Annotated in this window: 17 protein-coding genes; 8 read left to right on the forward strand and 9 right to left on the reverse strand. The window is 60.9% G+C overall.

Going from position 1 to position 14,313, the window contains the following annotated elements; genetic code table 11:
* On the forward strand, positions 1–585 hold the full coding sequence (locus MUM_RS0111600) for an HD domain-containing protein (protein ID WP_010169880.1): 585 nt from the start codon (positions 1–3) through the stop codon (positions 583–585).
* On the opposite strand, the gene MUM_RS0111605 is transcribed toward MUM_RS0111600, so the two are convergent.
* Entirely contained in the window at positions 582–1,856 is a 1,275-nt protein-coding gene (locus MUM_RS0111605) for an MFS transporter (protein ID WP_029615855.1), read from the reverse strand. The genes MUM_RS0111600 and MUM_RS0111605 overlap by 4 nt on opposite strands.
* A 362-nt stretch (positions 1,857–2,218) precedes the next feature.
* On the opposite strand from MUM_RS0111605, the gene MUM_RS1000000134875 reads away from it, so the two are divergent.
* The 3 genes from MUM_RS1000000134875 to MUM_RS0111620 all read left to right on the forward strand — a co-directional run bounded on the left by MUM_RS1000000134875 (position 2,219) and on the right by MUM_RS0111620 (position 3,881).
* Positions 2,219–2,347: a hypothetical protein gene (locus MUM_RS1000000134875; protein ID WP_010169882.1), complete on the forward strand. Its 129-nt coding sequence runs from the start codon at positions 2,219–2,221 to the stop codon at positions 2,345–2,347.
* Positions 2,348–2,421: 74 nt separating this feature from the next.
* Entirely contained in the window at positions 2,422–2,595 is a 174-nt protein-coding gene (locus tag MUM_RS1000000134580) for a hypothetical protein (protein WP_010169883.1), read from the forward strand.
* Between the two features lie 86 nt (positions 2,596–2,681).
* On the forward strand, positions 2,682–3,881 hold the full coding sequence (locus MUM_RS0111620; RefSeq protein ID WP_010169884.1) for an MFS transporter: 1,200 nt from the start codon (positions 2,682–2,684) through the stop codon (positions 3,879–3,881).
* Here the strand turns inward: MUM_RS0111620 and arfB are convergent.
* The gene (arfB, locus tag MUM_RS0111625) at positions 3,878–4,291 is read right to left on the reverse strand and encodes an alternative ribosome rescue aminoacyl-tRNA hydrolase ArfB (protein WP_010169885.1); all 414 of its coding nucleotides are present in this window, start codon (positions 4,289–4,291) and stop codon (positions 3,878–3,880) included. The genes MUM_RS0111620 and arfB overlap by 4 nt on opposite strands.
* A gap of 906 nt (positions 4,292–5,197) precedes the next feature.
* Positions 5,198–6,610, reverse strand: coding sequence for an amino acid permease (locus tag MUM_RS0111630; RefSeq protein WP_010169886.1), 1,413 nt, complete (start codon positions 6,608–6,610; stop codon positions 5,198–5,200).
* A gap of 525 nt (positions 6,611–7,135) precedes the next feature.
* Between MUM_RS0111630 and MUM_RS1000000134585 the strand changes: the two genes are divergently transcribed.
* Both MUM_RS1000000134585 and MUM_RS0111640 read left to right on the forward strand, forming a co-directional pair.
* Positions 7,136–7,273 (forward strand): hypothetical protein, encoded by a 138-nt coding sequence (locus tag MUM_RS1000000134585; protein ID WP_003175756.1) that lies wholly within the window; start codon positions 7,136–7,138, stop codon positions 7,271–7,273.
* Between the two features lie 77 nt (positions 7,274–7,350).
* The gene (locus MUM_RS0111640; RefSeq protein ID WP_010169887.1) at positions 7,351–8,310 is read left to right on the forward strand and encodes a hypothetical protein; all 960 of its coding nucleotides are present in this window, start codon (positions 7,351–7,353) and stop codon (positions 8,308–8,310) included.
* Between the two features lie 125 nt (positions 8,311–8,435).
* Here the strand turns inward: MUM_RS0111640 and rluB are convergent, their stop codons facing one another.
* From rluB to MUM_RS0111670, 6 genes are all read right to left on the reverse strand, one after another.
* The gene (gene rluB, locus MUM_RS0111645; protein ID WP_010169888.1) at positions 8,436–9,686 is read right to left on the reverse strand and encodes a 23S rRNA pseudouridine(2605) synthase RluB; all 1,251 of its coding nucleotides are present in this window, start codon (positions 9,684–9,686) and stop codon (positions 8,436–8,438) included.
* Between the two features lie 143 nt (positions 9,687–9,829).
* Positions 9,830–10,021 carry a DUF1289 domain-containing protein gene (locus tag MUM_RS0111650; RefSeq protein ID WP_003220079.1) on the reverse strand — a complete coding sequence of 64 codons (192 nt, stop codon included), beginning with the start codon at positions 10,019–10,021 and terminating at the stop codon, positions 9,830–9,832.
* A 15-nt stretch (positions 10,022–10,036) separates the two neighbouring features.
* On the reverse strand, positions 10,037–10,990 hold the full coding sequence (scpB, locus tag MUM_RS0111655) for an SMC-Scp complex subunit ScpB (protein WP_010169889.1): 954 nt from the start codon (positions 10,988–10,990) through the stop codon (positions 10,037–10,039).
* A 12-nt stretch (positions 10,991–11,002) separates the two neighbouring features.
* A complete protein-coding gene (locus tag MUM_RS0111660; protein WP_173406103.1) occupies positions 11,003–11,701 on the reverse strand; it encodes a segregation and condensation protein A in 699 nt (232 codons plus the stop codon).
* Positions 11,702–11,821: 120 nt separating this feature from the next.
* Positions 11,822–12,451, reverse strand: a complete 630-nt coding sequence (locus MUM_RS0111665; protein WP_003220075.1) for an L-threonylcarbamoyladenylate synthase — start codon at positions 12,449–12,451, stop codon at positions 11,822–11,824.
* Positions 12,452–12,464: 13 nt separating this feature from the next.
* Positions 12,465–13,328, reverse strand: coding sequence for a PHP domain-containing protein (locus MUM_RS0111670; protein WP_010169890.1), 864 nt, complete (start codon positions 13,326–13,328; stop codon positions 12,465–12,467).
* A gap of 87 nt (positions 13,329–13,415) precedes the next feature.
* On the opposite strand from MUM_RS0111670, the gene MUM_RS0111675 reads away from it, so the two are divergent.
* Both MUM_RS0111675 and MUM_RS0111680 read left to right on the forward strand, forming a co-directional pair.
* A complete protein-coding gene (locus MUM_RS0111675; protein ID WP_010169891.1) occupies positions 13,416–14,012 on the forward strand; it encodes a septation protein A in 597 nt (198 codons plus the stop codon).
* A gap of 1 nt (position 14,013) precedes the next feature.
* Complete coding sequence (locus MUM_RS0111680; protein WP_010169892.1) at positions 14,014–14,313, forward strand: YciI family protein; 300 nt, start codon at positions 14,014–14,016, stop codon at positions 14,311–14,313.

A 14,313-nucleotide genomic window follows, 5' to 3' on the forward strand; every position in this document is an offset into this window, starting at 1 on the left:
ATGAACCAGCAGGCCCGCTTCACCCATATGCAAGACGGCACCCAGGAAGACTGGGCGATCATCGCCAAGGATTTCAGCGCCTACGCCCGGCAATTGCCCGGCCGGATCCTCGCGCATCTGCGGTTGCTGGAGGGCGACTTCGGCGGTTTCCCGGTGGACCGCCTGACCCATTCGCTGCAAACCGCCAGCCGTGCCTGGCACGACGGGCGCGATGAAGAATATGTGGTGTGTGCCCTGCTCCATGACATCGGTGACACCCTGGGCTCCTACAACCACCCGGACATCGCCGCCGCGATCCTCAAGCCGTTTGTAAGCCCCGAGAACCTATGGATGGTGGAGAAGCACGGGATCTTTCAGGGCTACTACTTCTTCCATCACCTGGGGATGGACCGCCACCTGCGCGAGCAATTTGGCGACCATCCGCAGTACCGCCAAACCATCGAGTTCTGCGCGCAGTACGACGCGGCAGCGTTCGATCCGGCCTACGACACCCTGCCGCTGAGCTTCTTCGAACCGATGCTGGCACGGGTGTTTGCCCAGCCGAAGAACTCGCTCTACAAGGCCGCGATGGAGCGTCAGGGCTAAACCGGCAGCAACGTGCCGCCCTGGCCGGTCTGGGCGACTGGCTCGGGGCCTTTAACAATCTCCCGGGCCACGGTCAGGATGATGATGGCGGCGATGATGTCGAAAATCGCCAGCACCACAAACAGCGGGCTGTAGCCGACCTTGGTCACCAGCACACCGAACACGGCGGTAAATGCCGCGGCCCCGATAAATCCGCACATCTGCCCACCGCCGGTCGCGGTGGCCACGTCGTTCTTGCCAAACGAGTCCGAGGCGATGGAAAACAGCGCGCCCGACAAGGTCTGGTGGGCGAAACCGCCGACGCACAGCAGGGCAATCGCGGTGTAGGCGCTGTCTACGAGGCCGATGCAGGCCGGGCCGATCATGCACAGGCAGCCGAACAACATCACCAGCTTGCGCGACGTGAACAGCGAGACCTTGAAGTAGCGATGGAACAGCGGGCTCAGGTAGCCGCCCAGCACGCAGCCGATGTCGGCAGCGAGAAACGGCAGCCAGGCGAACAGCGCCATTTCCTTGATGTTCATGTGCCGCTCGGTCATCAGGTACAGCGGAATCCAGGCGTTGAAGGTCTGCCAGGCCGGCTCCGAGAGCATGCGCGCCGAGGCCATGGCGAAAAAATTGCGGCTCTTGAGGATGCGCTTCCAGCTGGCTTTTTTCTGCACGCCCTCCTTGAGGTGGGTTTCCTGGCCGGCCTCGATGTACTCGCGCTCGGCCTGAGCGAGCAGGCGCTGGTCACGCGGGTGTTTGTACAGCAGCAGCCACAGCCCACTCCACACCAGGCCAATGCCGCCAACGATCAGGAACGCCAACTGCCAGCCGCTGTGCAAGATTGCCCAGACCACCAGTGGCGGCGCCAGCAACGCCCCAAACGACGAACCAAAGTTGAACCAGCCGATGGCGACGGAGCGCTCCTTGGCCGGGAACCACTCGGTAATCGCCTTGACGCCGCCGGGGAAGCCCGCCGACTCCGTCAGCCCCAGCGCGCCACGGGCCACCGCCAGGCTCTGCCAACCGGTGGCGAACGCCGCCAGCGCGCACACCACCGACCAGGAAATGGCAAAGATCGCAAAGCCCATCTTGGTGCCAATCGCGTCGATTACATAACCGGCGATCGGCTGCATCAAGGCGTAGCACACCTGCCAGGCAACGACGATATGGGAGTACTGCTCAGTGGAGATGCTCAGGTCGGTCATCAGCGTGGGGGCTGCGACTGAGAGCGTGTTGCGGGCCAAGTAGTTAATAATCAGGCCGACCGTCATCAGCCCGACCATCCACCAACGGATGCCTTTGATTTTCATCGCTTCACCTTAATTATTTTTAGATTTGAGGCGTACGTTCTGCGACCGAGCGCATCCGTATTACGGGCGCTATAAAACTGTAACGTCATATGTCGTCATACAACTATTAGCGTTATATTCAGTCAGCAGCGCGATGTCAATCCGTTAAAGGCGATGTTGTACGATGACAATGGATCCACCTGTGGCGCCACGTCACTTGCGCAGCGGGATGAAGACGGGTTCATTTTCCGAGATAAAATCTTTCTGTCATTTACAGTGCTGTATCCTGCACAGGCTTTTTGAAAGCGCGGAATCACCTGCGATTGATAAAACAGATCTTGCGAGGAGCGACGACGATGCACGAAATCCCTAATCTCCCCTTCCCAAGCCTGCGCGAAACTGAGCAGCCAACCCCGCAACAGGCCGGCGCCAGCAAGCCCGAGCCAAAAGAGGCAAAACCGGTCGACCGCAAAAGCGAAGACTGAGTGCCGTACCCAGACCGTGTGGAAAGCGTGACATTGCGCGCTTTCCACACCGCCTGAACACCGTGAGCCCCGCCATGACCGACACCACCCCCGATACAGCCCTGCTCGACACTGCCCTGCAGATGGTCGATGTCTGGAACCGCCTCACCCCGGAAAAACAGGCACTCCTGCTCAAGCGCTTCGGCACCCAGGAAAACGCCCTCGCCGCGCTGGTGACCACGCAACTGCTCAACCCCGCCGATCGCTAAAAGTTTGGTTTCCTGCCCCCGCGCACGCCCAGCATCGGTATCATAAGCAGCCTATCTTTTCCTGCTGCGACAGTGGACCTCTCCCCATGCCAGATACCCAGCGCCCCATGGCGGTCACGCTGCAAGTCGTTTCCATCGTCCTGTTCACCTTTATCGGCTACCTGAACATCGGCATTCCGCTGGCCGTGTTGCCGGGCTATGTGCACAGCGACCTGGGCTTTGGCGCCGTGATCGCGGGCCTGGTGATCAGCGTGCAGTACCTGGCCACCCTGCTGAGCCGGCCCTATGCCGGGCGCATCATCGATAACCGCGGCAGCAAACGCGCCGTCATGTACGGCCTGGCCGGTTGCGGGTTAAGCGGCGTGTTCATGTTGCTCTCGGCGTGGTTATCGCACCTGCCGGCGTTGAGCCTCACCAGCCTGCTGATCGGCCGCCTGGTGCTGGGCAGCGCTGAAAGCCTGGTGGGCTCTGGCTCCATCGGCTGGGGCATCGGCCGGGTCGGCGCGGCGAACACCGCCAAGGTCATCTCCTGGAACGGCATCGCCAGCTACGGCGCCCTGGCCATCGGTGCGCCGCTGGGGGTGTTGCTGGTCAGTCATTTCGGGCTGTGGAGCATGGGTGTCAGCATCATCCTGCTGGCGGTGCTGGGCCTGCTGCTGGCCTGGCCGAAAGTCGCCGCACCGATCGTGGTGGGCGAGCGCCTGCCGTTCATGCATGTACTGGGACGCGTGCTGCCCCACGGCTGCGGGCTGGCGTTGGGCTCGATCGGGTTTGGCACCATCGCTACCTTCATCACCTTGTATTACGCGACCCAGCATTGGGATAACGCCGTGCTGTGCCTGAGCCTGTTTGGTGCCAGCTTTATCGGGGCGCGGTTGCTGTTCGGTAATTTGATCAACCGGATTGGCGGGTTTCGCGTGGCGATTGCCTGCCTGTCGGTAGAGACCCTGGGCCTGCTGCTGTTGTGGCTGGCGCCGGATCCTCATCTCGCACTGGCGGGTGCGGCGTTGAGCGGGTTTGGCTTTTCCCTGGTGTTTCCGGCGCTGGGGGTGGAGGCGGTCAACCTGGTGCCCGCTTCAAGCCGGGGCGCGGCGGTGGGTGCGTATTCGCTGTTTATCGACTTGTCGCTGGGGATCACCGGGCCGTTGGCCGGGGCGATTGCGGCGGGGTTCGGGTTTGCCTCGATCTTCCTGTTTGCGGCGATCGCGGCGTTTGGCGGGCTGCTGTTGAGCCTGTACCTGTACCGGCAGGCGCCGAAGTATCGCGAAGAACGGGAAGCGAGCTAGAAGTCGACCTTGCCGCGCCCGGCCTTGATGCTGCCGCGTTTGGTCTTGGATTCAAGGCGGCGCTTTTTTGAGCCCAGGGTGGGTTTGGTGGGGCGGCGCTTTTTTTCGACCTTGGTGGCGCTCTGGATCAGCTCGACCAAACGCTCGAGGGCGTCGGCGCGGTTTTGTTCCTGGGTGCGGTATTGCTGGGCCTTGAGGATCAGCACGCCTTCGCTGGTGATGCGGCTGTCGCGCAGGGCCAACAGGCGTTCCTTGTAGAAGTCAGGCAGGGACGAGGCCGGTATGTCGAAACGCAGGTGCACGGCGCTGGAAACCTTGTTCACGTTCTGACCGCCGGCGCCTTGGGCGCGGATGGCCGTCAACTCGATCTCGGCGTCGGGGAGGTGCACGTTGTTGGAAATCACCAGCATTTTTTGATCGGGCCTTGGGGGTGGGGGGTAAGGATACGCCAATGTGGTGGGCTTCTGGGCACCGGGGGTATATCCGTTATTTAGGTAACGGCCGCCTATGGTTCCGCTCTTACAGCGGCTCACTTTTGAACAGCGCAAAAGTAAGCAAAACGCTCTTGCCCCCACCACTCGGCACCTCGCCTAGGCTCGGTGTGCCCTCTCTCCGGTACTACTGCGCGGGCCGCCGCGACGGGGCGTCCCTGCCCCGTCGCGGCTAAACCGGCGTCCTGCCGGTTTACCCGCTCCGTACTACCTGCGTTCGGCCAGCGTGGTTTAACGGGGCGCCTAAGATCAAGATCAACAGCAGATCAACAGCACAGCGGCCTACAGGCCGGCTTGAGTGGTGTGAAACAAAGACAAAATCAAAATCAAAAGCCAGAGCGGGCACGGTCAAATGTGGGAGCTGGCTTGCCTGCGATAGCATCGCCTCGGTGTACCTGAGAGACCGAGTTGTCTGCATCGCAGGCAAGCCAGCTCCCACAGAAAAGCAGGGCTGCATCAGTTTCAGATTTGGTTTTCGCTTTGGCTTTCGCTTTGATCTGGCTTCTACCACTCAAGCCGGCCTGTAGGCCGCTGTGCTCTTGCTTTTGATCTTGATCTGGCTCTGACTGCCCCAATAAGCCCGAGGCCGAACGCAGGGATTGAGGAGCGGGTAAACCGGCAGGACGCCGGTTTAGCCGCGACGGGGCAGGGACGCCCCGTCGCGGCGGCCCGCGGAGCAATGCCGGAGTGAGGGAACACCGAGCCTTAGCGAGGTGCCGACAGGCGGGGCAGAGCCCTTTGCTTACTTTGGGGCTTTTCCAAAGTGAGTCGCTGTAAGAGCGAAACCAATAGCAGCCGTTACCGCAACAACGGATATGTACTCAATCACCCCGGACTCACCACCCCCTCCTCCCGAGCCTTGCGCTTATTCTTGATGCCGTAGCAAACCCACATAAACACCACCCACACCGGAATCGCATACACCGACACCTGAATCCCCGGAATCAGCAGCATCACGCCAAGGATAAACACCACAAACGCCAGGCAAATGTAATTCCCATACGGGTACCAAAGCGCTTTGAACAACGGCACCTGCCCCGTCCGATCCATATGTTGCCTGAACTTGAAATGCGAAAAACTGATCATCGCCCAGTTAATCACCAGGGTCGCCACCACCAGCGACATCAACAGCTCCAGCGCATGCTGGGGAATCAGATAATTCATCAACACCGCCACCAGCGTAATCGCCGCCGACGCCAGGATCGACCGCACCGGCACCCCGCGCGTGTCGATCTTCGCCAACACCCGAGGCGCATCACCCTGCTCGGCCATCCCCAACAACATGCGACTGTTGCAGTAGGTGCCACTGTTGTAGACCGACAACGCCGCCGTCAGCACCACAAAGTTGAGAATGTGCGCCGCCGTGTTACTGCCCAGCATTGAAAACACCTGCACAAACGGGCTGCCGCTGTAGGCGTCACCGGAAGCATTCAGCGTTTCCAGCAAGCTGTCCCAAGGCGTCAACGACAACAACACCACCAACGCGCCAATGTAGAAAATCAGAATCCGGTAGATCACCTGGTTGATCGCCTTCGGAATCACCGTACGCGGCTGGTCCGCCTCAGCCGCAGTAAACCCGAGCATCTCCAGGCCGCCAAACGAGAACATGATGATCGCCATGGCCATCACCAGACCACCGACGCCGTGGGGAAAGAAACCGCCGTGTTCCCACAGGTTGCTCACCGAGGCTTGTGGCCCGCCGGTGCCGCTCACCAGCAGGTAGCTGCCCAGGGCGATCATGCCGACGATGGCGACCACCTTGATGATCGCAAACCAGAACTCGGCCTCGCCGAAGACTTTGACGTTGGACAGGTTGATCACATTGATCAGCACGAAAAAGGCCGCTGCCGACACCCAGGTCGGGATCTCGGGCCACCAGTAGTGCACGTATTTACCGACGGCCGTCAGCTCCGACATACCCACCAGGATGTACAAAATCCAGCAGTTCCAGCCCGACAGGAAGCCGGCGAAACCGCCCCAATACTTGTGGGCAAAGTGGCTGAAGGAACCGGCCACCGGCTCTTCGACGATCATTTCGCCCAGCTGGCGCATGATCATGAAGGCGATAAAGCCGCAGATGGCATAGCCGAGGATCATCGACGGCCCGGCGGATTTCAGCACGCCGGCCGAGCCCAGGAACAGCCCGGTGCCAATCGCGCCCCCGAGGGCGATCAGTTGAATATGGCGATTTTTCAGGCCGCGCTTCAGTTCGCCTGAATGCGAGTTGGCTTCACTCATGGAAAGGGTCTCACGCAAGGTTTGAGGGTGCTCATGGAGGGGTGCTGCTTTGGTAACGGGCTACAGCAGCGCCGATCAAACCTCGGTCCAGCATTTTTTCTTACGGTCATACGTCACCTGTTGTTTTTATCTGTGACGAAATCGAACCCGACGGGCTTGTGGCCAGGCGGAATGAACAAGGCGGATAGCCCTGAAAAAGTGGGATCACAGTAAAACGCGGCGCATTGTACACCGCCAAACCTGTCTGGGCTGACAGGATGCGGTGCGGCAGATAGGAGGGACATTAGGAAAATTCTTTCAGATAACGAGAAATTGACGAAAGGACCATTCCTACAAAACGACGCAACCAACTCGCTGTTTCATCGACATAAACCAAAACGCCAGCAAAACAGAATAAAAAATCCAAATGAAACCGTGTCAATAAAAATTTTGCATTCCCAAACACACTCTTCTAGGTTCATCCACTTGCCCAGCGCAGCCCGCTGGCATGCTCGTTCTCAAACAACGTCATCTAGGAGATTCACCATGCAAGCACTGGAAAATGACCTGGAAACCGAACTGCAACTCGACGATTGGTTTGAAGCGCCGACCCACGAGGCCGCCGTTGAAATGATGCAAGCCGATGCCGTCGTGCCGTTCGGCACCGCGATGTGGCCTTTCTAATCTGATCAGGCACCCCGGCAGGTGCGGGACGCCGCACCTGCCACTGCTCCTACCGAAGGCTTTGAAGGAAGGACGTCATGGACAAGGCCCGCGCCGTCGAACATTTTCTGTATTACCTCGCCCATCACCCGGCCCTCGCCGGCCTGCACCGCCCCACCATTTTGCTTGGCCATACCGAACGCTACGACGCCATCGCCCAGTCGATCATCCAGGGCAGCGCCGCGCGTTTCGACTTCCAGGTACAGCGCCTGGACCAGGCCCCCAGCGAAGCGCTGGCCAAGGCCATCGAAGACTGCGACCTGTACATGTTTCTCTACGATTCCTCGACCTTGCCCAACCCACGCGCCGAAGGCCCGGACTTTATCCGCGCACTGCAGGGCGTGATGGCTGAGCACTGGAAAAAGTCCCTGCTGCTCAAGGACTATGGCGATTACTTCTACGACACCTTCAGCGTCGCCCCCCAGCGAATCGCCGACCTCAACGCCACTTTGATCCGGCGCATGTCCCAGGCCAGCGTGCTGAGCTTCACCGACCAGCACGGCTCGCGCCTTGAAGCGCCCATGAGCAGCATCAAGAAGTGGACCAATATCAACGGCGTCGGCAACCACGACCTGGCGCCCGGCGAGATCGCGACCCACAGCGAGGCCATCAACGGCCAGGTGCGGTTTGTCGGCACCTTCCTCAGCACCATCCCCTTTGCGCGTAAATACGGCGTACTGCAATCACCGCTGGAACTGTGGATCGAGAACTCGACCATCTGCACCGTCGCCAGCGAAGTGCCGGGGCTGGCGGACGACTTCAACAAATACCTGAATGCCAACCCGTCCAACCGCCGGGTGGAGGAACTGGGCATCGGCACCAATGAAGGCGTGAAGGACTTGTATGCGCGCAATGCCGGCTTTGAAGAGCGCCACTGCGGGCTGCACCTGGGCTTGGGTGGCGGGCAGAAAGGCAGCCACCATCTGGACCTGATCTTCGCCAGCGGCGTGTTGGCGCTGGATGACAAGCCGGTGTTTGATGGGGCCTTCATGTTCTGACACGGCCGTCAAAACAAATGGAGCTCCCACAGGAAAGCAGGTTTGCTGTGTAGAGTGCACGCCAAATCCAGACCAAAAAAAAACGCCAACCCGAGGGTTGGCGTTTTTATGCAGCGATTAACGACTCACTGCGGCTTCTTGCGACCAAAACCTGGGCGCTGGCCGGAACCGGCCGGTGCACCACGACGCTTGCCCGATGGCGCGTCATCGACCAGTTTCAAGCCCGGGCGCTTTTTCGGCGCTGGCTTGGCCGGGCGCTTGGTGCTGGCGCTGTCGTCGGAACGGCCGGTAGCCGGAGCACCACGGCCCGACTCGCCACGGTTACCGCGACCGCCTGCCGGTGCATCACCACCACGACCAGCCGGACGCGGCGCGCGCGGAGCACGCTCGCCATCCTGACGAGCCGGTGCCGAAGGACGACGCTCGCCTTCGATGTGCGGCTCGCGGGAGATGCGACCGCCAGTGGCCGGTGCATCCAGCGCAGGGCGCAAGGTGCGGGCAACACGGTCGGTACGCGCAACAGGGCGCGACGATTTACGCTGCATACGCTCAAGTTTGTCTTTGCTTTTGGCGTTCATCTGCGGCATGGCTACCGGCGTCAGGCCGACTTCAGCACTCAGGATGTCGACTTCGTACTGGCTCATTTCGCGCCAGCGGCCCATCGGCAGGTCGGAGTTGAGGAACACCGGGCCGAAACGCACGCGCTTCAGGCGGCTGACCACCAGGCCCTGGGATTCCCACAGGCGACGGACTTCACGGTTACGGCCTTCCATCACCACGCAGTGGTACCAATGGTTGAAGCCTTCACCGCCCGGAGCCTGCTTGATGTCGGTGAACTTGGCCGGGCCGTCTTCCAGCACGACGCCGGCTTTAAGGCGCTCGATCATTTCGTCATCGACTTCACCACGCACACGTACCGCGTATTCACGGTCCATCTCGTAGGAAGGGTGCATCAGCCGGTTGGCCAGCTCACCGTCGGTGGTGAACATCAGCAAGCCGGTGGTGTTGATGTCGAGACGACCGATGTTGATCCAGCGGCCTTCTTTAGGGCGCGGCATCTTGTCGAAGACGGTGGGACGGCCTTCCGGGTCGTCGCGGGTGCAGATTTCGCCATCGGGCTTGTTGTACATGATGACGCGGCGCACCGATTCGGCGGCCTCTTCACGCTTGATGACCTTGCCATCAATGGTGATGGCATCGTGCAGGTCGACGCGCTGGCCAAGGGTGGCTTCAACGCCGTTGACCTTGATGCGCTTCTGGGTGATCCAGGCTTCTACGTCGCGGCGCGAGCCTACGCCGATACGGGCGAGGACTTTCTGCAGTTTTTCACCTGCGGGGCCGATTTCCTGGCTGTCGTTCTGGTCTTGGTCACTCATCTTAAGCACCTCCCGGTGTGTCGATTCAGGCTTGGCCTGAAGATAGTAAAAGCTGGGCTGTTGGCGAACGCATCGCCAAAGGGTCGCGAATCATACGCTCATGGCGCGCGTTGCGCATCAGAGACTAGTCGATAAGTGCAGGTTCATTTGCCTTTCCGCCGACCGGTGGCCCCCAGCGCCAGCAGGCGCAACTCGGCTTCGGCGAGCACCGTGCGCTTGTCGACCTTGTCGAGTTTCTTCCAGGCGCGAATCTCGCGCTTGCTGCGCCCGCAGCCCACGCAGATATCGTCAGTGAATTTGCAGATGCTGATGCAGGGGTCTTTGGTGGAGCTCATTTGAGTTCTTCTGCGTCAGTCTTCGAATTGGCGGCGCTCGTTTTCGATGGCTTCGGCCAGGGCACGGGCTTCGTCTTCTTCGTCGCTCAGCGGCGGTTGTTCGAGAGCGGCGACGGCCGCCAGCAGTTTTGCACGGGCTTCCGCGACGCCGAGAATGTCTTCTTCGGGTTCCGGCTCCGGTTCAACTTCGACTGGCGCCTCAACCTCATCGCTCAGTTGCAGCACGGGCTCCGGTTCCCCATCGCTGGCCGCACCATCACGCAGCAAATCGTCGAAGTCAGTCTTGATGCCCTGCTCCATGTCGTCCAGTTCCAGCAACAGCGTATGGAAACTGGTTTCGTCCTTCGGCTCTTCCGGCTCGGCGCTGGCGTCGGCCAGCTCCTGCAATCCGGCGGGCACGGGCGCGTCGTCGAAGTCCAGTACCGGGTCCGGCTCCATCTCCCGCAGTTCGGCCAGCGGCGGCAAATCGTCGAGGTTTTTCAGGTTGAAGTGGTCGAGGAACACCTTGGTGGTGGCAAACATCGCCGGCTTGCCGGGCACGTCCCGATAGCCGACGATGCGAATCCACTCCCGCTCCAGCAACGTCTTGACGATATGGCTGTTGACCGCCACACCCCGCACGTCTTCGATCTCGCCCCGGGTGATCGGCTGGCGGTAGGCGATCAGCGCCATGGTCTCCAGCATCGCCCGGGAATAGCGCTGCGGGCGCTCTTCCCACAGGCGGCCGACCCACGGCGAGAACTTCTCGCGGATTTGCAGGCGATAACCCGAGGCCACTTCCCGCAGCTCAAAGGCACGGCCGTCGCAGGACTTGCGCAGAATCTCCAGGGCCTTCTTGAACACCGGCGGCTCAGGGCGCTCGGCTTCTTCAAACAGTTCGAACAGGCGTTCCAACGATTGCGGCTTGCCCGAGGCCAGGAGAAAGGCCTCCAGCAGCGGCGCCAGTTCGCGGGGTTCAGTCAAATTCATCGATTCAGCTCTTTATTCGGCTCGCGCCCGCACGTGGATAGCCGCAAAAGGCTCATTCTGGACCAGCTCGACCAAGGATTCCTTGACCAGTTCGAGGATCGCCATAAAAGTCACCACGACCCCCAGGCGCCCTTCTTCTTTGGTAAACAGCTCTACGAACGGTACAAACCCGCCGCCCTTGAGGCGGTCCAGCACATCGCTCATGCGCTCACGGGTGGACAGCGCCTCGCGGCTGACCTGGTGGCTTTCAAACATGTCGCCACGGCGCAGGACTTCGGCCATGGACATCAGCAATTCTTCCAGGCTCACGTCCGGCAACAGCTTGCGCGCCCGGGCTTCCGGGGCATCGAGCTTGGGCACCACCACATCGCGACCCACCCGGCTCAAACCGTCAATGCCTTCGGCGGCGGCCTTGAAGCGTTCGTATTCCTGCAGGCGACGGATCAGTTCGGCGCGCGGGTCGTCCTCTTCCGCCTCGATGGTTTCCGAGCGCGGCAGCAGCATGCGTGACTTGATCTCCGCGAGCATCGCGGCCATCACCAGGTATTCGGCGGCCAGTTCCAGGCGTACCGTCTGCATCAACTCGACATAGCCCATGTACTGGCGGGTGATTTCCGCCACCGGGATATCGAGGATGTTGATGTTCTGCTTGCGGATCAGGTACAGCAGCAAGTCCAGCGGGCCTTCGAAGGCTTCAAGGAAGACTTCCAGGGCGTCCGGCGGAATGTACAGGTCCAGCGGCATTTCCATGACCGCCTGGCCGTAGACCATGGCAAATGGCAGTTCCTGCTGGGCGCCCGCCTGGCTGTCGACGGTTTCCACGGCCGACATTCAGGCCTCGACCATGAACGGTGCCGGGTCGCCGCAACCCACGCGCACCACTTCCGGCTCGCCGTCGGCCAGGTTGATCACGGTGGAAGCCTTGTTGCCGCCGTAGCCGCCATCAATGATCAGGTCGACGTGTTTTTCCAGCAGCCGGCGCATTTCGTAAGGGTCGTACAACGGCTCCTCTTCGCCCGGCAGGATCAGCGACACGCTCATCAGCGGCTCACCGAGTTCGGCCAGCAATGCCAGGGCGATCGGGTGTTCCGGCACCCGCAAACCGATGGTGCGCTTCTTCGGGTGCAGCAGCAGGCGCGGCACTTCCCGGGTGGCGTTGAGAATAAAGGTGTAGGGCCCCGGCGTGTGGGCCTTGAGCAGGCGGAAGGTGCCGGTGTCGACCTTGGCGAACAGCCCCAGTTGGGACAGGTCGCTGCAAATCAGCGCGAAGTTGTGGTTCTTGTCCAGGTCACGCAGGCGTCTTACGCGCTCGACCGCATTCTTGTCGCCGATCTGGCAACCAATCGCGTAGGAGGAATCCGTGGGGTAGATCACCACGCCACCGGCACGGATGATCTCCACGGCCTGTTTGATCAGGCGCGCCTGCGGGTTTTCCGGATGAATCTGGAAGAATTGACTCACGTGTTCTACCTGTTCAGACGGTGGCAATAATGGGGTCATGTTTGAAGCGACACCAAAGGGGCGGCAAATCTTCCGGGACGGCACGGTACTCGCCAATCTCGGACCAGCCGCCAGGGCCATGAAAATCACTGCCGGCGCTGACCAGCAGACCAAATTCGCGGGCAAGAATTGCCAGGCTGCCGACCTGTTCGGCGGGTTGATGCCCGTTGACCACTTCGATTGCGTGGCCGCCCGCTTGAATATAGTCGCCAATCAGCTTGCGGCGCTTGCTGCGGGTGAAATCGTAATGCCAGGGATGCGCCAGGCTGACCCACGCGCCTGCTGCCCGCAGTGTGCCAACGGTGTCTTCCAGGGTCGGCCAGTGTTGCTTGACGTCTCCCAGCTTGCCGGCGCCCAGCCATTTGCGGAACGCTTCGGCGCGATCCTTTACAAAACCTTCACGCACCATCCAGTCGGCAAAATGCGGACGGGCCGGAGCGTTGCCGCTGTCGCCCAGTTCCTGCTGGATGGCGCGGGCGCCCTCAAGGCCGTTGGGCATGCCCTTCAAGGCCAGCTTGCGGCTTATTTCTTCGGACCGCAGCCAACGGCCATCGTGCAATTGGGCGATGGCCGCAACCAGCGGCGGCGCGTTGACGTCGAAACCGTAGCCCAGGACGTGAATGGTTGCGCCACCCCAGGTGCAGGACAATTCAACCCCGTTGACCAGTTGCATACCCAGCGCATTCGCGGTCTCGCGGGCCTCTGCCAGGCCTTCGAGGGTGTCGTGGTCGGTCAACGACAGGACTCGCACGCCTTTTTCAAACGCACGCGCAACCAGGACCGCGGGCGCCAGGGCGCCGTCGGAGGCTGTGCTATGGCAGTGCAAATCAACATTCACGGGAGTGTGTAACCTCAAGTCAGCTGGCGCTTTCGCTACCAAGGATGTTTGTTATTATGCCGCCACATCCAGCTTCTGGCTCTTACTGTGAAACAATTCATCGACTTCATCCCGCTGTTGCTGTTTTTCATCGTTTACAAAATCGACCCTCGCTCAATCGATATTGCCGGCCACGAGCTGACAGTCGGTGGCATCTACAGTGCCACCGCCGTGCTGATCATCAGCTCCGTGGTGGTCTACGGCGCGCTCTTCATCTCCCAGCGCAAGCTGGAAAAAAGCCAATGGCTGACCCTGATCGCCTGCCTCGTCTTCGGCAGCCTGACCCTGGCCTTCCACAGCGAAACTTTCCTTAAATGGAAAGCCCCGGTGGTCAACTGGCTGTTCGCCCTGGCCTTTATCGGCAGCCACTTCATCGGTGACCGCCTGCTGATCAAGCGGATCATGGGCCACGCGCTGAGCTTGCCGGACCCGGTCTGGGTTCGCCTGAACATCGCCTGGATCGTGTTTTTCCTGTTCTGCGGCGCCGCCAACCTGTTCGTCGCCTTTACCTTCCAGAGCTACTGGGTGGACTTCAAGGTCTTCGGCAGCCTGGGCATGACCGTGCTGTTCCTGGTCGGCCAGGGTATCTACCTGTCGCGCCACCTGCATGACACCGACCCTACCACGCCGAAAACCGAGGACTGACATGCTCTACGCAATCATTTCCACCGACGTCGCCAATTCCCTGGAAAAACGCCTGAGCGTGCGCCCGGCGCACCTGGAGCGCCTGAAACAGCTGCAAGCCGAAGGCCGCCTCGTGTTGGCCGGCCCGCACCCGGCGGTCGACAGCAATGACCCGGGAGACGCCGGTTTTACCGGCAGCCTGGTGGTTGTCGAGTTCGCCTCCCTGGCGGCGGCACAAGCCTGGGCCGACGCTGATCCGTATGTGGCGGCCGGCGTGTACGCCCAAGTGCTGGTCAAACCGTTCAAACAAGTCCTGCCTTGA

This window comes from Pseudomonas sp. PAMC 25886 (assembly GCF_000242655.1).
Lineage (GTDB): Bacteria > Pseudomonadota > Gammaproteobacteria > Pseudomonadales > Pseudomonadaceae > Aquipseudomonas.